Below are 19,761 nucleotides of genomic sequence, written 5' to 3' on the forward strand. Positions count from 1 at the left end.
GCGCGTCGAACGTCAGGGTTTCGCAGCCGAGCGGGCACAGGCATCTACTCAGCCGAACTCTTGCATCAGGTACCCAGGCAGTTGCGCCTTTACCCCATGAACCGCCCCATGCACCTCAAGAAAATGTGCAATCTTGCGCCGCAGGATGCGCTCGTCGACCCGCTCGGACAGGTACGGATGCTCCTCGCCCAACCACCTGAGCAGGTTATCCAGCAGGCAGTCCGTCGTGCCACCCGTCAATGTTTTCAACAGCAAGGCTGGCACCTCCCACCAGGGGAACGCTCGTGGCGGCCGTTGAACATTTCCCATGATCTCCAAGGGCCGACCGTTGATCAGGCAACGACTGATGACCGGCAGCAACTGTCCGGCATCGACTTCGTCGGATTGCAGGAGAGGCAGCACATAACGTCCATCCCAAAAGCGAAAAAAGGCCGATCGGCCGCCAGGCAACAGCACCTGGGTGAGCCCACGCAAATGTTCGACAAGGACTTCCTGCCCCACCGAGGACACCGCCAACCACCCCCAATCGAGCGAGTCGGTCGTCGCAACCCAATGAAGAAAATCACTGTCCGCAGCGACCACGCCGACATAAGGCATGACAGGTTCCCAGTCGGCATAAGGCGTCTCGGCCCAGATCGGACTGGGGCCAAGCGCCATCGAACGCCTCCAGGTCGCCAACGGCATGGCGTCGCTGGCATTGCTGAAGATGGCGAACAGCTGCTCGGACGCTTGCAACGGGCGCTGTCGAAGCCAAGCGTGGGGCGACTGACCCGTACTCATGGACGCTCCTGAATATCAGCCAGCCCGGAAAGCGCGGACAACGGCGCACAGACGCCGTCCTTGCACCGCTCACACTCCTCGCAGAACGGCGCCTGGCCTTGCAGGCTGAGGATTTGCGCCAATGACAGTGGAGCGGCTACGGCGGCCACAAGCCTTTCGGGATGACCCGGCGAACCCGGCGCGGCGCTTGTGACCGCCATCGGCCCACCACCGACCTCGATGGGCACACTGCTGAAAATCCCCCCCGCACCGATGCTGATCCAGTGTCCACCGGCCTGGATGGTCGCGCTGGCGCCGCCGTCCAGCACGATCTGCTGACCAGCGCTGACATGGAAATGCTGGCTGGCACTGACCGCCTGACGGGCCACGCGAATGTGCCGCTCGCCAGTCACCACCAAATGATCGTCTTGCCTGACTTCAACCTGGCGCCGCCCATGAGTGATACGCAACTCTTCGGCCTTGAGTTCATGCCGCGCCGTGCCGCAGACCACAACGCTGCGCTCGTGATCGACCTGCACGCGCTGGTCATGGAGCACATGCTGGGTCCAGTTTCGCTGGGCCCGCAGGTAGATCTCCTCGGCACCCTTGCGGTCCTCGATCCGCAGCTCGTTGTAACCGCCCCCGCCGGGGCTGCTCTGGCTGCGCAATATGCTGCGTGTCTTATCCGCCGGCAGATCCAGCGGCAACGGGTTGGCACCGTTGGGCAAGCAACCCACCACCAGTGGCTTGTCCACATCGCCATCCATGAACCCCACCAGAACCTCCATGCCGACCCGGGGAATCATCACGCCGCCATATCGATCATGGGCCCAGCCGGTGGCCACCCGCAGCCAGCAACTGGAATGCTCGTCACGCTTGCCGTCGCGATCCCAGATCATCTGCACCTTGATCCGTCCGAACTCGTCGCAATGAATTTCGCTGTCAACAGGCCCGCTCACCACCGCAGGCTGATAGCCGTGGGCGGGAGGCTTCTCATGAAGCAGCGGCGGACGAAAGAAAACGTCCCACGGCGTCGCCAGAAAGGTATTGCTATAGCCTTGAAACTCATCCTCGCCATCCGCGACCGTGTCCTCCAGCACTTGCGGCTGGCGACCCCGGTGGGTGATCTGCGTCAGCAGCCACAGGTCGTTCCACTGTGCCCGCGGGTGCCCATCGATTTGCATGAAGTGTCCACTGACGAGTGCGCATTGGTCGCTGCGCCCTTCGGCCAGGCGGCATTCAGCGCCATGACGCTCCAAGGCGCGCCGGGTCAGGTGCCGACCATGCTCGCGGTCGGAAAAAAGACCGGGGTAGCGATAGTCCTCCAGCACGGGTTGCTGTTGGCTGTCGAGGCTGGTTTGCAAGGACAGGCTGGGGTTGCGGAAATCGTAATCGCGCAGTGTCACAACGCTGGTCCGGGTCTGGAGTCGAACAGCCAGCCGCTTGATCGACGGCGCTCCCGCAGCCATGCCACTGCCCGGCAGATACAGCGTCGACTCGGGCAAGCGGGGGAACACCGTCTGGTCGTCGCCAAAAACCAGCAGGTGGCCGTCGGGGCTGTGGCGGAAGTGGTAATGAATACCGACCTCGGCACAGATCCGCTCGATGAACGCCAGATCACTTTCACCGTATTGCACACAGTATTCCCGCTCGGGGTATTGCCCGCCGAGGCTGAACTGAAACGCATCGCCATGGATGCCATGGTCCTTCAAGACCTGCGCAATGATCGACGGCACGCTCAAGTGCTGGAAAATCCGCCGGTTGATACGGTGACGCAGGTACGCCAGGCGCGGCACCAGGCTGATCTGGTAACGGGTCAGGCGCTTGCCCGAATCGCCCTGGGCTACGCTGTAGACCTGGCCGTGGATGCCACGCCCCTGTTGATCGAAGGTCAGGTAGGCCTGGCGATGCAGTAGCGCCTCCAATGCCAGGTCCGGTCGTTCGCTCACCAGTTCCAGGTCAAAGCGATAGGGTTGGCTGATGGTTTCCTGGCCCGTGAACTCAAGCACCTTTAGCTCATTTGGCCCGCTGTCGAGCGTCAGGGTGAAACGCGGTGAGTTGGCAGGCGCGAACATCCGATGTATCTCAGCAGAATGAAAGGCGGGCGATTCTGCATGAGCCAAGCGGAGAGTTGACGGGACGTCATGAAAAACAGATTTACCTTACAAACAGGGGGATAGAAGCTGCAAAAGCGCGCTGTATTTTCCGATAGACACTTTCTGCGTCACGACCAGCCGTCGCACGAATGAATCCGTGGTTTCTTACACCAAGACGGCACTCGGTACTTCACATGAGCGTGATAACGTTCCGTTGTCGCAAAAAGCAAAGGACGCCCCCATGACGGCACGTTACGCAAAAATCGCAATGATCCTGGCACTCGCCGCGTTCGCCTTCCTGACCGTGTTCAACAATGTCACGGACTACCGCTCCAACTTCAATTTCGTCCAACACGTGCTGAGCATGGATACCACTTTCCCGGATAACGCCGCCCGTTACCGCGCCATTACCCAGCCATGGCTGTGGCACGGCGCCTACTGGCTGATCATCCTCGGCGAAGCGATCACGGCCGGGCTGCTGGGTTATGGTGCCCTGGAGTTGTGGTTGGCACGCCGAGCCGATGCCAGGGTTTTCGCGCAAGCCAAACGCTGGGGCATCGCAGGCCTGACGGTGGGATTCTTCGTCTGGTTCTTTGGTTTCATGGTCATCGGTGGCGAATGGTTTCTGATGTGGCAATCGGAAATCTGGAATGGCCAGGATGCCGCGTTCAGGTTCTACATGGCGCTACTGGGCGTTTTGATCTTTCTCAATCAACCCGATGCAGATTCGCACTGACGCGCCGCTATCGCGAGCAGGCCCGCTCCCACAAGGATTGGCGATGTCCCCAGGAGATCACGCATAAAAAAACGGCCCGTCTCCATTGGCGACGGGCCGTTTCTCGGTACAACCTTCAGCGAGCCATCAGTGCTCGCCGAACAGACTTACTGATTCAGGCGGAAATCTTTTTCGGCCGCTTCGAAGCGCTGCAGCATACCGGTGGTAGGCGCGCCCATCTTGCTGACGAAGTAGATGGCCAGGCTGGCGAAGATGAAGCCCGGGATGATTTCGTACAGGCCCAGCAGCTCGAAGTGCTTCCAGACGATCACGGTAACCGCCCCCACCAGGATCCCGGCCAATGCGCCGTTACGGGTCATGTTTTTCCAGATCACGGAGATCAGGACCACAGGACCGAAAGCGGCACCGAAGCCGGCCCAAGCGTAGCTCACCAGACCCAGCACACGGTTGCTCGGGTTGGCAGCCAGGGCAATGGCGACCAACGCCACCAGCAGCACCATGGCACGACCGACCCAGACCAGTTCCACCTGGGAAGCGCTCTTGCGCAGGAAAGTCTTGTAGAAGTCTTCGGTCAGGGCGCTGGAGCACACCAACAACTGGCAGCTCAAGGTACTCATCACGGCTGCCAGGATGGCCGACAGCAGTACACCGGCAATCCATGGGTTGAAGAGGATCTTCGCCAACTCGATGAACACGCGCTCAGGGTTCTCGCTCACAGGACCGGCCACATCCGGATGTGCAGAGAAGTACGCGATGCCGAAGAAGCCGACGGCCACGGTGCCGCCCAGGCACAGGATCATCCAGGTCATGGAGATACGACGGGCCTTGGCGATGGACTTGACCGAATCAGCGGCCATGAAGCGCGCCAGGATGTGCGGCTGGCCGAAGTAGCCCAGGCCCCAGCCCATCAGCGAGATGATGCCGATGAAGGTGGTGTTCTTCAGCATGTCGAACGACGTCGGGTCTTTTGCCTCGATGGCCAGGAACGTGGTGTCCACACCGCCGGTGGCCAGCAATACGATGATCGGTGTCAGGATCAGCGCGAAGATCATCAGGGTGGCTTGTACCGTATCGGTCCAGCTCACAGCCAGGAAACCACCCACGAAGGTGTAGGCGATGGTCGCTGCGGCACCGGCCCACAATGCGGTCTCGTAGGACATGCCGAAAGTGCTTTCGAACAGGCGGGCACCGGCCACGATGCCGGAAGCGCAATAGATGGTGAAGAACACCAGGATCACCACCGCAGAGATGATGCGCAGCAGGCCGCTCTTGTCTTCGAAACGGCTGGCGAAGTAATCCGGCAGCGTCAGCGCGTCGCCGTTATGTTCGGTCTGTACCCGCAGGCGACCGGCGACGAACAGCCAGTTCAGGTAGGCACCGATGACCAGGCCGATGGCGATCCAGCTTTCCGACAGGCCGGACATATAGATGGCACCGGGCAAACCCATCAACAACCAGCCACTCATGTCCGAGGCACCGGCGGACAATGCGGTCACGACGCTGCCCAGGCTGCGGCCGCCCAGGATGTAATCGGAAAGGTTGTTGGTGGAGCGATAAGCCATCAGGCCGATCAGGACCATGGCTGCGATGTAGATCACGAAGGTGATCAGGGTAGGATTACTAACACTCATGAGTTACGCCCTGGCTTTGTTTTTATGTAGCGGTGGCAGAGAAAGCGTCGACAACAGACGTGTGGCGACGATTTGCAGGCCCGCGAATTTATGACTGATGTTTCCCCAGGAAAGCCATCAGCCGATGCCCCTCGGCTTGGAACCGGTTGCACCTTGGCCGCGAATGCTATTCAACAAACGAAATAAGGTGCAACCAGTTTCGTTCAAATCAGTTGCACCTGATCGGTTTTCTCGAAAAAACCGTGTTTTTTGCTCCCTTTTAGTGCAGACAACCAGGGTCAGCTAGAAGCCAAAGCACTAAGGCGGTGCGAGATAGGCGTGCCGGACTTTTATTCCTGACAGGCTGCTTAATATTTCGTCAAAAAAAGGGTTGCACCCGGTTGCACCTCAATCAGCGCGCAGCTAATCTTGCGCCAGCTAATGCCACGCCGTACGTGGTAAACATGAGGATAAAAATATGGCTACCACCACCCTTGGGGTCAAACTCGATGACCCGACCCGCGAACGCCTGAAGGCCGCCGCAACCTCGATTGATCGCACGCCTCACTGGCTGATCAAGCAGGCAATTTTCAATTACCTGGAAAAACTCGAGGGTGGTGCAACCCTGACCGAACTGAACGGCTCGGTCCGCGCAGAGGGCGACGACGCTGGCGATGTCCAGGTCGATCACGCCCACCAGTGCTTCCTGGAGTTTGCCGAGAGCATCCTGCCGCAATCGGTGCTGCGCGCCTCCATCACCGCCGCTTACCGTCGCCCCGAGCCGGAAGTGGTGCCGATGCTGATCGAACAGGCTCGCCTGCCGGCCGAAATGGCCGAAGCCACCAACAAGCTGGCGGCGTCGATTGCGGAAAAACTGCGCAACCAGAAAAGTGCTGGCGGTCGTGCCGGTATTGTCCAGGGCCTGCTGCAGGAATTCTCCCTGTCGTCCCAGGAAGGCGTGGCGCTGATGTGCCTGGCCGAAGCACTGCTGCGTATCCCGGACAAAGGCACACGCGATGCGTTGATCCGCGACAAGATCAGCACCGGCAACTGGCAACCGCACCTGGGCAACAGCCCGTCGCTGTTCGTCAATGCCGCGACCTGGGGCCTGCTGTTGACGGGCAAGCTGGTCGCCACCCACAACGAAGCCGGCCTGACGTCGTCCCTGAGCCGTATCATCGGTAAAAGCGGCGAGCCGATGATCCGCAAGGGCGTCGACATGGCCATGCGCCTGATGGGCGAGCAATTCGTCACCGGCGAAACCATCGCCGAAGCCCTGGCCAACGCCAGCAAATTCGAGTCCAAGGGTTTCCGCTATTCCTACGACATGCTGGGTGAAGCCGCACTCACCGAACATGACGCCCAGAAATACCTGGCCTCGTACGAACAAGCCATCCATTCGATCGGCAAGGCCTCCCATGGCCGCGGGATCTATGAAGGCCCTGGCATCTCCATCAAGCTGTCGGCCCTGCATCCGCGCTACAGCCGCGCCCAGTACGAACGCGTCATGGAGGAGCTGTACCCACGCCTGCTGTCGCTGACCCTGCTGGCCAAGCAATACGACATCGGCCTGAACATCGACGCCGAAGAAGCCGACCGCCTCGAACTGTCCCTGGATCTGCTGGAGCGCCTGTGTTTCGAGCCGAAGCTGACTGGCTGGAACGGCATCGGTTTCGTCATCCAGGCGTACCAGAAGCGCTGCCCGTATGTGATCGACTACGTCATCGACCTGGCCCGCCGCAGCCGCCATCGCCTGATGATTCGCCTGGTAAAAGGCGCCTACTGGGACAGCGAGATCAAACGTGCCCAGGTCGAAGGACTGGAAGGCTATCCGGTGTATACCCGCAAGGTGTACACCGACGTTTCCTACATCGCTTGCGCGCGCAAACTGCTGTCGGTGCCGGAAGTCATCTACCCGCAGTTCGCGACACACAACGCCCATACTCTGTCGGCCATCTATCACATCGCCGGTCAGAACTATTACCCGGGCCAGTATGAATTCCAGTGCCTGCACGGCATGGGCGAACCGCTGTACGAACAGGTTGTAGGCAAGGTTTCCGAAGGCAAGCTGAACCGTCCATGCCGCGTGTACGCACCAGTCGGCACCCACGAGACGCTGCTGGCCTACCTGGTTCGTCGCTTGCTGGAAAACGGCGCCAACACCTCGTTCGTCAACCGCATCGCCGACCAGTCGATTTCCATTCAGGAACTGGTGGCCGACCCGGTCGCCAGCATCGAGCAGATGGCGACCGTGGAAGGCGGTTTCGGCCTGCCGCACCCACGCATTCCGCTGCCACGCGACCTGTACGGCAGTGAGCGCGCCAACTCCAGCGGCATCGACATGGCCAACGAACATCGCCTGGCCTCGCTGTCCTGCGCCCTGCTGGCGACAGCCCATAACGAATGGAAAGCCGCACCGATCCTCGGTTGCGCCGCCAGCGAAGAAACCCCGGCACCGGTGCTGAACCCATCCGACCACCGCGACGTGGTCGGCCACGTGCAGGAAGCCACGGTTGCAGACGTCGACAACGCCATCCAGTGCGCCCTCAACGCCGCACCGATCTGGCAAGCCACACCACCGGCGGAGCGCGCTGCGATTCTCGAGCGTGCCGCCGATCTGATGGAAGGCGAGATCCAGCCCCTGATGGGCCTGCTGGCCCGTGAAGCCGGCAAGACCTTCGCCAACGCCATCGCCGAGGTCCGTGAGGCGGTGGACTTCCTGCGCTACTACGCGGTGCAGGCGCGCAACGATTTCACCAACGATGCCCACCGCCCGTTGGGCCCCGTGGTCTGCATCAGCCCATGGAACTTCCCACTGGCGATCTTCAGCGGCCAGGTCGCCGCCGCGTTGGCCGCCGGCAACCCGGTACTGGCCAAGCCGGCCGAACAAACGCCGCTGGTTGCCGCCCAAGCCGTACGCCTGCTGCTCGAAGCCGGCATTCCGGAAGGTGTGCTGCAACTGCTGCCGGGCCGTGGCGAAACCGTCGGCGCCCGATTGGTGGGCGATGAGCGGGTCAAGGGCGTGATGTTCACCGGTTCCACCGAAGTCGCCCGCCTGCTGCAACGCAACATCGCCGGTCGCCTGGACAATCAGGGTCGTCCGATCCCGCTGATCGCCGAAACCGGCGGCCAGAACGCCATGATCGTCGACTCCTCGGCCCTGACCGAACAAGTGGTGATCGACGTGGTGTCGTCGGCCTTCGACAGCGCCGGTCAGCGCTGCTCGGCCCTGCGGGTCCTGTGCTTGCAGGAAGATTCAGCAGACCGTGTCATCGAAATGCTCAAGGGCGCCATGGCCGAATCGCGCCTCGGCAATCCCGAGCGCCTGTCCGTCGACATCGGTCCGGTGATCGATGCCGAAGCCAAGGCCGGCATCGAGAAGCACATCCAGGCCATGCGCGACAAAGGTCGCACCGTGTACCAGATGGCAATCGCCGACAGCGACGAGTGCAAGCGCGGCACCTTCGTGATGCCAACCCTCATCGAGCTGGAAAGCTTCGATGAGTTGCAGCGCGAGATCTTTGGTCCGGTGCTGCACGTGGTGCGCTACAAGCGCAAGGAGCTGGACCAGTTGATCAACCAGATCAATGCCTCCGGCTATGGCCTGACCCTGGGCGTGCACACCCGCATCGACGAAACCATCGCCAAGGTGATCGACAACGTCCATGCCGGCAACGTCTACGTGAACCGCAACATCGTCGGTGCCGTGGTCGGTGTACAGCCGTTCGGTGGTGAAGGCCTGTCGGGCACCGGTCCGAAGGCCGGTGGTCCGCTGTACCTGTACCGTTTGCTGTCGACACGACCGACCGATGCGATCCAGCAGTCCTTCGTGCGTAGCGACGCCGCCAGCGCACCGGACGTGCGCTTGCGCGAAGCCATGAGCAAACCGCTGACCGCCCTGCAAGCCTGGGCCGACAGCCAGAAACTCGCCGAACTGAGCACTCTGTGCGTGCAGTTTGCGGCTCAATCGCAAAGCGGTATCACCCGCCAACTGACCGGCCCGACCGGCGAGCGCAACAGCTACGCCATCCTGCCACGCGAGCACGTGCTCTGCCTGGCCGACGTGGAAGGCGATCTGCTGACGCAACTGGCCGCCGTGCTGGCCGTGGGTGGCTCGGCCATGTGGCCGGAAACCGACACGAGCAAGGCCTTGTTCGCACGCTTGCCGAAGGACATCCAGGCGCGCATCCAGCGTGTATCCGACTGGACCAAGGACGATGTGGTGTACGACGCGGTCCTGCATCACGGCGACTCGGATCAACTGCGCAGCGTTTGCCAGCAAGTGGCCAAGCGTCCCGGTGCCATCGTCGGCGTCCATGGCTTGTCCCAGGGGGAAACCGGCATCGCGCTGGAACGCCTGGTGATCGAGCGGGCGTTGAGCGTCAACACCGCTGCGGCGGGCGGTAACGCCAGCCTGATGACCATCGGTTAACGCCTTAGGCTGGGCAGCCGCAATGGTTGTCCAGCCTGCACAGCCTTGCGTGGGAGCGAGCCTGCTCGCGATAGCGTAGTCACATAAAAAACAGATGTGACTGACAGACTGTCATCGCGAGCAGGCTCGCTTCCACATTGATTAGCGTCGGCCTCACCTCTCCATCACTGCCATCAATCATCCTGTTCAGCCTCTATTCCCGGTTCTAGACTCGGCCCCATTCCAAAGAAAGGTAGGCCGCCATGTCCGAGACGTTGCTCAGTTCCCGTAATCTGGCTTTCGAGCTGTACGAAGTCCTCGATGCCGAGGGCCTGACCCAGCGCGAGCGGTTCGCCGAACACAATCGCGAAACCTTCGACGCGGCCATCGGCACGGCCCGCAGCATTGCCGAGAAATACTTCGCCCCCCACAACCGCAAGAACGATGAAAACGAACCACGCTACGAAGACGGCCAGGCCATTCTCATTCCAGAGGTGAAACCGGCCGTGGACGCCTTCCTCGAGGCTGGTTTCCTCAACGCCGCGCGCAGTTTCGAGGCCGGTGGCATGCAACTGCCCACGTTGCTGTCCCAGGCCTGCTTCGCCCACTTTCAATCCGCCAATGCCGCTTCAACCTCCTATCCGTTCCTGACCATGGGCGCGGCGAACCTGATCGAGAGCTTCGGCGACGAGGAGCAGAAACGCCGCTTTCTGCAACCGATGATCGAGGGTCGCTTCTTCGGCACCATGGCCCTGACCGAACCCCATGCGGGCTCTTCGCTATCGGATATTCGTACACGTGCAGAGCAGGCGCCCGATGGCACCTATCGACTCAAGGGCAACAAGATCTTCATTTCCGGAGGCGATCATCCGCTGTCGGAAAACATCGTGCACATGGTCCTGGCAAAGCTGCCGGACGCTCCGCCTGGTGTTAAGGGCATCTCGCTGTTTATCGTGCCCAAGTTCCTGGTCAACGAGGACGGCAGCCTCGGTCAGCGCAACGACGTGCTCCTGGCCGGGCTGTTCCACAAAATGGGTTGGCGCGGGACCACTTCCACGGCGCTGAACTTTGGCGACAACGGTGAGTGTGTCGGATACCTCGTAGGAAAACCGCATCACGGATTGAGCTACATGTTCCAGATGATGAACGAGGCTCGGATCGGTGTCGGGATGGGCGCGGTGATGCTGGGTTACGCCGGCTATCTGTACTCCCTCGACTACGCCCGCGAACGCCCACAGGGACGGGTCCCCGACAGCAAGGACCCGACCACCGCCCCCGTGGCGATCATCCAGCATGCCGACGTGCGCCGCATGCTGCTGACCCAGAAGGCCTACGTTGAAGGCTCGTTCGACCTGGGCCTGTACGCGGCCCGGCTGTTCGACGACACCACCACCCTAGAAAGCGAAGCCGAGCGTCGACGGGCCCATGAACTGCTGGACCTGCTGACCCCGGTCGTCAAATCCTGGCCCTCGGAGTTTTGCCTGAAGGCCAACGAGTTGGCGATCCAGATCCTCGGCGGTCATGGCTACACCCGTGAGTACCCGGTCGAGCAGTATTATCGCGACAACCGCCTGAACCCGATCCATGAGGGCACCCACGGTATCCAGTCCCTGGACCTGCTGGGCCGCAAGCTGGCGCAGAACGGCGGTGCCGGGCTCAAGCAACTGATCCGCCTGGTGGCCGACACCAGCGAACGCGCCCAGGTCTACGAATCATTGACGCCCCTGCGTCAGCCACTGGAAGCCCTGGTGGCGCGCCTGCAATCGGTCACCCTCGGCCTGCTGACGGACCTGGCCCAAGGCAAGGTCAACAGCAGCCTTGCCAACTCGGCGCTGTACCTCAAGGTGTTCGGCCATATGGTCATCGGCTGGCGCTGGCTGGAGCAGGCTATCCGTGCCGAGGAAGGCCTGGCCAAGGGCAACGCCGCAGATCACGATTTCTATCAGGGCAAGCTGCAAGCGGCCCGGTACTTCCTGACCTGGGAAGTACCGGGTTGTCATCATGAGCTGGCGCTGCTTGAGGCACGGGATGACACGTGCCTGGAGATGCGGGACGAGTGGTTCTGAGTCGGGTCGATCTGGCTATACCCGATCCCATTGTGGGAGCGAGCCTGCTCGCGATGGCGGCCTGACAGCCGACCTGTTTCTTCCCAGCTATACCCGATCCATTGTGGGAGCGAGCCTGCTCGCGATGGCGGCCTGACAGCCGACCTGTTTCTTCCCAGCTATACCCGATCTATTGTGGGACGAGGTACGACCTAAGGCCTTCAGGCCGCCTGTGCGAGCAAGGGTGGCCCCACAATGAGATGCAGGGCCGACAGACATAACAATCAGGCCTGCTGAATCGTCTTGGAAATGACATCGACCGTGGCATCGACCTGCTCCTGGCAACGGTCGAGTTCTGCCTGGTGCTGCTTTTGCATTTCTATCTGCTGCGAGCACAGGTTCATGGCCGCCAGCACCAACAGACGATCGCCGATCAGCGTCGGATACTTTCTCTTGGTATCGGCCAGGGCAGCCTTGAGCATTGCAGCGGCGTCCAACAGGGTCTGTTCCTGCCCGGCCGGCGCCTTGATCGAATAGTCTTCTCCCAGGATCGAGACGACCGTCACCCCATCGGCACGGTGCTTCATGCGCTGACAGGACCGGTGCTGGCCCGCTCGATCAAGGCCTGGATACGGGCGGCGGTAGTGCCGTGGAGTTCTTCCTGTTCCATCAGGCTCAATTGCAGGCTTTCATTTTCATCCTTGGCCCTGGCAAGTTCCGCGCTCAGGGTTTCGTTCAAGCCGGTGAGGTGACGATTCTGTTGCACCAGGTCATTGACCAGTTGCTCCAGCTGGCTGAGGGATGTTTCCAACATATTGATTTCCAGGCTTTTTCAGGGGCGCGTACGATAAAGAAAAGTCACCGCCGATGCCATGGCTTGCAGGACGACGGTGCTTCGCTGGCGAGTTGTAGAGACTGCGAATGGGGAATCTGGTTCCTGCCCTTCGTCGCACCGACGATGTGGCTGTGTGACAAAAGCACGCAGCTGCCTCAAGACTTCAATCCCATGACCGATAAGTCAGTGACACCAGCCATAGCCCGCACGGACGCGCTTCTTCCCGGTACCTTCCATGTCCCTACGTAATATGAATATCGCGCCGCGGGCGTTCCTGGGTTTTGCCCTGATCGGCGCCCTGATGCTGGCGCTTGGGGTGTTCGCCCTGACCCAGATGAGCAAAATCCGCAGTTCCGGCGAAAACATTGTCGAGAACAGCGTGCCCAGCATCCAGGCCCTGGACGAATTCACCCAGCTCACCCTGCGCCTGCGCGTATTGTCCTATCGCTTGCTGGTCAACCGCGAGCCGGATATCCAACAGAAAACCTTTGAGCTGTTCGAACAACGCAACCAGCAGATCCGCGCGGCCCAGACCGCCTATGAAAAACTCATCAGCGCCCCTGAAGAGCGGGCCGCTTATGACCAATACGTGCAACTGCTGGGTCAGTATCGTCAGCTCGAAGAGCGGATGAAGACACTGTCACGCAACAATCAGATCGATGAATTGCGCACACTGCTCAACACTGAGCTGCTGAGTAATTCCGACGCCATCAATGCTGTCATCAACCGGTTGATGGAGATCAACAATCAGCAAGCCGAAGCGCTCAACCAAGGTGCGACACAACAGTACTCGACAGCTTTCAACTGGGTCGTCGCGCTACTGGTCATCGCCACCGGCCTGACTCTGTTGTTTGCCTGGCTGCTGACTAACAGCATTACCCGCCCGATTGGCAGCGCCCTGGGTGCCGCCGAAGAAATCGCCAAGGGCAACCTGACCCGGCCGATCACCGTGGATGGCAATGACGAAGCCGGTCGCCTGCTGCGGGCAATGGCGACCATGCAGGAAAAACTGCGCGACACCCTGCAGCGGATCTCCGGCTCGGCGACCCAGCTGGCTTCCGCCGCCGAAGAGCTCAACAGTGTCACCGACGAAAGCGCCCGCGGCCTGACCCAGCAGAACAACGAAATCGAACAGGCCGCTACCGCAGTCAATGAAATGACCAGCGCCGTGGAAGAAGTGGCGCGCAATGCGGTCAGCACCTCCGAGGCGTCGAAGAACGCTACCTCTTCCGCTGGCGACGGTCGGGACCTGGTGCAGGAAACCGTCAGCGCCATCGAACGCATGAGCGCCGACGTGCAAGGCACGGCCACGCTGATCGGCAACCTGGCCGATGAGTCCCGCGACATCGGCAAGGTGCTGGACGTGATCCGTGGCCTGGCGGACCAGACCAACCTGCTGGCCCTGAACGCCGCCATCGAAGCCGCTCGTGCCGGTGAAGCCGGTCGCGGCTTTGCCGTGGTCGCGGATGAAGTGCGCGCCCTGGCCCATCGCACCCAACAATCGACCAGCGAAATCGAACGCATGATCGGCAGCATCCAGAACGGCACGGAGCAGGCCGTGGACTCGATGCGCAACAGCACCGAACGCGCCGAGTCGACGCTGAACATCGCCCGCGGCGCCGGCCTGTCCCTGGACACCATCAACACCGCCATCGTCGAAATCAACGAACGCAACCTGGTGATCGCCAGCGCCGCCGAAGAACAGGCCCAAGTGGCTCGTGAAGTGGACCGCAACCTGGTGAACATCCGCGACCTGTCGGTGCAATCGGCCACCGGCGCCAACCAGACCAGCGCCGCCAGTGCCGAACTGTCGCGCCTGGCGGTGGACTTGAACAGCATGGTGGGGCGCTTCAGCCTCTGACCTGTTCGCGTTGCGGGCTTTGCTCTCTTCTGTGGGAGCAAGGCTTGCCCGCGATGAAGGCACCACGCTTCCTGGGCCCTGCTTCGGCCTCATCGCGGGCAAGCCTTGCTCCCACAGCAGCGAAAAATCTCCGCCCCCTGAAGGCAAGCCAAACCTTTTTTGACAGCATCGCATTTCAACAGGTTAGAATCGCTGGCACGCAGACTGCATGGTCAGTTTGTGCCCGTCTTTCAGTTTTCCCGGAGTACTGCCTTTGACTGCGACGACCATCAACAGCCTGTTCTTGATCGGCGCGTTGCTGGTGGGTGCGAGCATCCTGGTCAGTTCTCTTTCGTCCCGCCTGGGCATTCCGATCCTGGTGATCATCCTGGCCGTGGGCATGGTCGCCGGTGTCGATGGTGCCGGTATTCTTTTCGACAACTACGCCACGGCCTATCTGGTCGGTAACCTCGCGCTGGCCGTCATTCTGTTGGACGGTGGCTTGCGTACCCGCGTCTCGAGTTTCCGGGTGGCCCTGTGGCCAGCGCTGTCGCTGGCGACGATCGGTGTGTTGATCACCACCGGATTGACCGGCCTGGCGGCGGCGTGGCTGTTCAAGCTGAATCTCATCCAAGGCTTGCTGATCGGCGCCATTGTCGGCTCGACCGATGCCGCGGCAGTGTTTTCGCTGCTGGGCGGCAAAGGCCTGAACGAGCGGGTCAGCGCCAGCCTTGAGATCGAGTCTGGCAGCAACGACCCCATGGCGGTGTTCCTGACCGTGACCCTGATCGGCATGCTCGCCAGCGGCCAGACCGACCTGGAATGGAACCTGGTGGGGCATCTGGTGCGTGAGTTCGGCATCGGTGCGGTGCTCGGCCTGGGCGGTGGCTGGTTGATGCTGCAATTGGTCAATCGGATCAACCTGGCCAACGGCCTCTACCCGATTCTCGTCATCAGCGGCGGCCTGGCGGTGTTCGCCCTGACCAACGCCCTTCACGGCAGCGGTTTCCTGGCGGTGTACCTGTGCGGCCTGGTCATCGGCAATCGCCCGGTGCGCAGTCGCCACGGCATCCTGCACATGCTCGATGGCATGGCCTGGCTGGCGCAGATCGGCATGTTCCTGGTGCTGGGCCTGCTGGTGACGCCCCATGACCTGTTGCCGATCGCCCTGCCCGCCCTCGGCCTGGCGTTGTGGATGATCCTGTTCGCGCGGCCCCTGTCGGTCATCGTCGGCCTGCTGCCCTTCAAGGCCTTCCATGGTCGTGAAAAAGCCTTCATCTCCTGGGTCGGCCTGCGTGGCGCGGTGCCGATCATCCTGGCGGTGTTCCCACTGATGGCCGGCCTGCCCCATGCCCAGCTCTACTTCAACCTGGCGTTCTTCATCGTGCTGGTGTCGTTGCTGGTCCAGGGCACGAGCCTGCCCTGGGTTGCCAAGCTGCTGCATGTCACCGTCCCACCGGAGCCCTTGCCGATTTCCCGGGCAGCGCTGGAGGTTCACGTCACCAGCGAGTGGGAACTGTTCATTTATCGCCTCGGAGCGGAAAAGTGGTGCATCGGTTCGCCCCTGCGGGACCTGAAAATGCCCGATGGCACCCGTATCGCGGCGCTGTTTCGTGGCCAGCAACTGCTCCATCCGTCGGGTAGTACGGTGCTGGAAACCGATGATTTGCTCTGCGTGATCGGCCATGAACATGACCTGCCGGCCCTTGGAAAACTCTTCAGCCAGGCGCCGCAACGAGGCCTGGATCTGCGCTTCTTCGGCGACTTCGTGCTCGAAGGAGACGCCCAGCTGGCCGCGGTTGCCGCCCTGTACGGGCTGAAACTGGACGGTATCGATCCGGACATGTCCCTGGGCCGCTTCATTGCCCAGAAAGTCGGTGGCGCACCAGTGGTCGGCGACCAGGTGGACTGGAACAACACCCTGTGGACCGTCGCGGCCATGGACGGGAACAAGATCGGCAAAGTGGGCGTCAGATTCCCCGAAGGAAGTCGCCCGGGTCCCGGCTTGTTCCTCTAAACTGCTCCCATTCTTTAATTTGCTCGTCCGGTCTCTATGCCTACCCTGCGCTCTTTCTTCGCCATCGCCCTGCTGGGCCTGAGTCTTTCCGTCTCCACGCTGCAAGCTGCTGAACCGCCCACCAGCGACTCGGTGCAGGCCAGCCTGGACAAGATCGCCGACCGCAAGCTGCCGGAAGCCGACCAGAAAGCCTTGCAAGCCGTACTGCAAGACACCCTGGCCCAGCTCGCCAGCAAGGCCGACTACGAACGCAAGCTACTCGCCCTCAAGCAACAGCTGGCCAGCGCGCCGAAGCAGAACATTGAAAATCAGCGTGAACTGGCGCGGCTCAAGAACACCGCCGTAGTACCCGTGGCGCAGCGCTATGCCAACCTGCCGATTCCCCAGCTCGAACAAATGCTGACGGAGCGCTCCACTCAGCAGAGCGATCTGCAGAAAGCCCTCGCCGACGCCAACAGCCTCATCATCACCGCCCAGACCCGCCCCGAGCGCGCCCAGGCCGAAATCGCCAGCAGCCAGACCCGCATCCAGCAGATCAATAGCATCCTCAAGGCCGGCAGGGACGCCGGCAAGCCCCTGAGCGCCGAACAGCGCGACCAGCTCAACGCCGAACTGGCGGCCCTTAACGCGCTGATCCCGCTGCGTCGCCAGGAACTGGCCGGCAACAGCCAGCTGCAGGACCTGGGCAACGGTCAGCACGACCTGCTGATGGAAAAAATCGCCCGCATGGAGCAGGAAATCCAGGACCTGCAGAACCTGATCAACCAGAAGCGCCTGGCCCAATCCCAGGAGACGGTGACCCAGCAGTCCATCGAAGCCCAGAAGGCCGGCGGCAGCAGCCTGCTGGCAACCGAAAGCGCGACCAACCTGAAGCTCTCCGACTACCTGCTCAAGAGTACCGACCGCCTCAACGAAGTGACCCAGCAGAACCTGCAGACCAAGCAACTGCTGGACAGCGTCACCCAGACTGACGCGGCCCTGGATGAGCAGATCAGCGTGCTCAAAGGCAGCCTGTTGCTCTCCAAGATCCTCTACAAGCAGCGCCAGACTCTGCCGCGCCTGAAGTTGGACCAGAACCTCGCCGACCAGATCGCCGACATCCGCCTGTATCAGTTCGAAGTCAGCCAGCAACGGGAGCTGCTGAACAACCCGAGCACCTACGTGGACAGCCTGTTGGCGTCCCAGCCGTCGGAGCAAGTCACACCGCAGTTGCGCAAGACCCTGTTGGACCTGGCCCTGACCCGCGTCGACCTGCTGGAACGCTTGAGCCGCGAATTGAGCGCGGTGCTCAACGAGTCCATCACCCTGCAGCTCAACCAGAAACAATTGCTCAGCACCGCGCAAAACCTGCGAGCGACACTCGAAGAACAGATGTTCTGGATTCCCAGCAACAAACCGCTGGATTTCGAATGGATGCGTGGCGTGCCGGCTCGCCTGGAAAAACAGGTCGACTCGCTGCCCTGGACCTCGAGCCTCAGTGAATTGGCCGACGGCCTGACACAGCGGCCGCTGCTGTTCCTGCCCCTGGCGCTGCTGATCGGTGCACTGCTGTGGCGGCGCAAGCACCTCTATGCTCGCTTGAACAAGGTTCACCAGGACGTTGGCCATTTCAAACGCGACAGCCAGTGGCACACCCCCCAGGCGATCCTGATCAACATCCTGCTGGCGATGCCGGTCGCCCTGGCGCTGGCCCTGTGCGGTTTTGCCTTGCAAATCGATGCCCGCGGCCAGAACGCCAACCTCGGCGCGGCGCTGTTGCAGATCGGCCAGGCCTGGCTGGTGTTCTATACCGCCTACCGCATTCTGGCGCCCGGCGGCGTGGCCGAGTTGCATTTCCGCTGGGAGAAACCCCAGGTCGAGTTCCTCCAGGGCTGGATCCGTCGGCTCGGGCTGGTGGTACTGGCGCTGGTAGCCGTGGTAGCGGTGGCCGAGTTGCAGCCTTCGACCCTGGCCGACGACGTGCTGGGCATGCCAGTGGTACTGACCTGTTATGCCTTGATGGCCTGGCTGCTCAGCCGCCTGTTGCTCAGCAGCCCGACCCACCGCAATACCTCCCTGTTCCGCAAGGCCGTCGGGGTGATTTTCACGGCGCTGCCCATCGCGCTGTTCGTGGCGGTGTGCTTCGGCTACTACTACACCGCACTGAAGCTCAGTGACCGGCTGATCAATACCCTGTACCTGCTGATGTTCTGGCTGGTGATCGAGGCCACCTTCGTACGCGGCCTGTCGGTGGCGGCCCGACGCCTGGCCTACCAGCGCGCCCTGGCCAAACGCCAGGCGGCCAAGGAAGCCGGCGATGGCGAAGCAGTGGTCGAGGAGCCGACCCTGGATATCGAGAAGGTCAACGAGCAGTCCCTGCGGCTGATCCGCCTGGCCCTGCTGGGCGGCTTCATCGCCGCGTTGTACTGGGTCTGGTCAGACCTGATCAGCGTGTTCTCGTACCTGGACAACGTGACCCTCTACGAATACACCAGCGGCACCGGCGTCAACATGAGCATGGTGCCCATCAGCATCGGCGACTTGCTCGGTGCGCTGATCATCATCGGCATCACTTTCGCCCTGGCGCGCAACCTGCCGGGCCTGCTGGAAGTGTTCGTGCTGTCGAAACTGAACCTGGCCCAAGGCAGCGCCTACGCCACCACCACGCTGCTGTCCTATGTGATCGCCGGCGTCGGCTTCGTCACCACCCTGTCCACCCTGGGCGTGAGTTGGGACAAGTTGCAATGGTTGGTGGCCGCACTATCGGTGGGCCTGGGCTTCGGCATGCAGGAGATCTTCGCCAACTTCATTTCAGGGATCATGATCCTGTTCGAGCGTCCGGTACGGATCGGCGACACCATTACCATCGGCAACCTGTCGGGCACGGTCAGCAAGATCCGCATCCGTGCAACCACCATCACTGACTTCGACCGCAAGGACATCATCGTCCCGAACAAGACCTTCATCACCGGGCAGTTGATCAACTGGTCGTTGACCGACACCGTCACCCGGGTAACCCTGAAACTGGGCGTGGACTACGGCTCGGACCTGGATCGGGTCCGGGAACTGCTGCTCAAGGCCGCCCGCGACAACCCTCGGGTACTGAAGGAACCGGAACCGATCGTGTACTTCCTGAACTTCGGCGAGAGCACCCTGGACCACGAGTTGCGCATGCACGTGCGCGATCTCGGCGACCGCAACCCGGTGCTGGACGAGATCAACCGTTTCATCAACCGTGAGTTCAAGAAGGAGCACATCAACATCTCCTTCCGGCAGATGGAAATCTACCTGAAAAACCTTAACGGCCAGGAATACAAGCTGGTGCCCGCCGAGCCCGAGAAAAAAACCATCACACCCGCGCCTTCGTCGGTGACCAGCATCAAGCCGGTAGCGGAGCCGCCCCAGGACACACTCGACTGATCGCGGGGTGCCA

General features: G+C 61.6%; 10 protein-coding genes and 2 pseudogenes. 7 read left to right on the forward strand and 5 right to left on the reverse strand.

Annotation, left to right across the window (positions count from 1 at the left end; all coding sequences use genetic code 11):
- Positions 1-48 precede the first annotated feature (48 nt).
- Together FGE05_RS17440 and FGE05_RS17445 are read right to left on the reverse strand one after the other, a co-directional pair.
- A complete protein-coding gene (locus tag FGE05_RS17440; RefSeq protein WP_139646862.1) occupies positions 49-780 on the reverse strand; it encodes a DUF4123 domain-containing protein in 732 nt (243 codons plus the stop codon).
- A complete protein-coding gene (locus tag FGE05_RS17445) occupies positions 777-2,834 on the reverse strand; it encodes a type VI secretion system tip protein VgrG (RefSeq protein ID WP_139646864.1) in 2,058 nt (685 codons plus the stop codon). The genes FGE05_RS17440 and FGE05_RS17445 overlap by 4 nt, the downstream gene beginning before the upstream one ends.
- 262 nt (positions 2,835-3,096) lie before the next feature.
- Here FGE05_RS17445 and FGE05_RS17450 point away from each other — a divergent pair, with 262 nt between their 5' ends.
- Positions 3,097-3,591: a DUF2165 family protein gene (locus FGE05_RS17450; protein ID WP_139646866.1), complete on the forward strand. Its 495-nt coding sequence runs from the start codon at positions 3,097-3,099 to the stop codon at positions 3,589-3,591.
- 146 nt (positions 3,592-3,737) lie between these two features.
- On the opposite strand, the gene putP is transcribed toward FGE05_RS17450, so the two are convergent.
- Complete coding sequence (putP, locus tag FGE05_RS17455) at positions 3,738-5,222, reverse strand: sodium/proline symporter PutP (protein ID WP_139646868.1); 1,485 nt, start codon at positions 5,220-5,222, stop codon at positions 3,738-3,740.
- Between the two features lie 457 nt (positions 5,223-5,679).
- Between putP and putA the strand changes: the two genes are divergently transcribed.
- Positions 5,680-9,633, forward strand: coding sequence for a trifunctional transcriptional regulator/proline dehydrogenase/L-glutamate gamma-semialdehyde dehydrogenase (gene putA, locus FGE05_RS17460; protein ID WP_139646870.1), 3,954 nt, complete (start codon positions 5,680-5,682; stop codon positions 9,631-9,633).
- A 242-nt stretch (positions 9,634-9,875) separates the two neighbouring features.
- The gene (locus FGE05_RS17465; protein WP_139646872.1) at positions 9,876-11,678 is read left to right on the forward strand and encodes an acyl-CoA dehydrogenase; all 1,803 of its coding nucleotides are present in this window, start codon (positions 9,876-9,878) and stop codon (positions 11,676-11,678) included.
- 263 nt (positions 11,679-11,941) lie between these two features.
- Here FGE05_RS17465 and FGE05_RS17470 read toward each other — a convergent pair whose 3' ends face one another.
- Entirely contained in the window at positions 11,942-12,244 is a 303-nt protein-coding gene (locus FGE05_RS17470; protein ID WP_139646875.1) for a cell division protein ZapA, read from the reverse strand.
- Positions 12,241-12,471 carry a hypothetical protein gene (locus FGE05_RS17475; protein ID WP_041024593.1) on the reverse strand — a complete coding sequence of 77 codons (231 nt, stop codon included), beginning with the start codon at positions 12,469-12,471 and terminating at the stop codon, positions 12,241-12,243. The genes FGE05_RS17470 and FGE05_RS17475 overlap by 4 nt, the downstream gene beginning before the upstream one ends.
- A gap of 322 nt (positions 12,472-12,793) precedes the next feature.
- On the opposite strand from FGE05_RS17475, the pseudogene FGE05_RS30460 reads away from it, so the two are divergent.
- From FGE05_RS30460 to mscK, 4 genes and pseudogenes are all read left to right on the forward strand, one after another.
- Positions 12,794-13,450 (forward strand): annotated as a pseudogene (locus tag FGE05_RS30460) (MCP four helix bundle domain-containing protein); the annotation flags it as partial.
- Positions 13,451-13,753: 303 nt separating this feature from the next.
- Positions 13,754-14,353 (forward strand): annotated as a pseudogene (locus tag FGE05_RS30465) (methyl-accepting chemotaxis protein); the annotation flags it as partial.
- Between the two features lie 253 nt (positions 14,354-14,606).
- Positions 14,607-16,349, forward strand: a complete 1,743-nt coding sequence (locus FGE05_RS17485; RefSeq protein WP_139646879.1) for a potassium/proton antiporter — start codon at positions 14,607-14,609, stop codon at positions 16,347-16,349.
- 36 nt (positions 16,350-16,385) lie between these two features.
- Positions 16,386-19,748 (forward strand): mechanosensitive channel MscK, encoded by a 3,363-nt coding sequence (gene mscK / locus FGE05_RS17490; protein WP_139646880.1) that lies wholly within the window; start codon positions 16,386-16,388, stop codon positions 19,746-19,748.
- The last annotated feature ends 13 nt before the right edge of the window (positions 19,749-19,761 follow it).

Origin of the sequence: Pseudomonas sp. ICMP22404, assembly GCF_006227205.1 — a bacterium.
Classification (GTDB): domain Bacteria; phylum Pseudomonadota; class Gammaproteobacteria; order Pseudomonadales; family Pseudomonadaceae; genus Aquipseudomonas.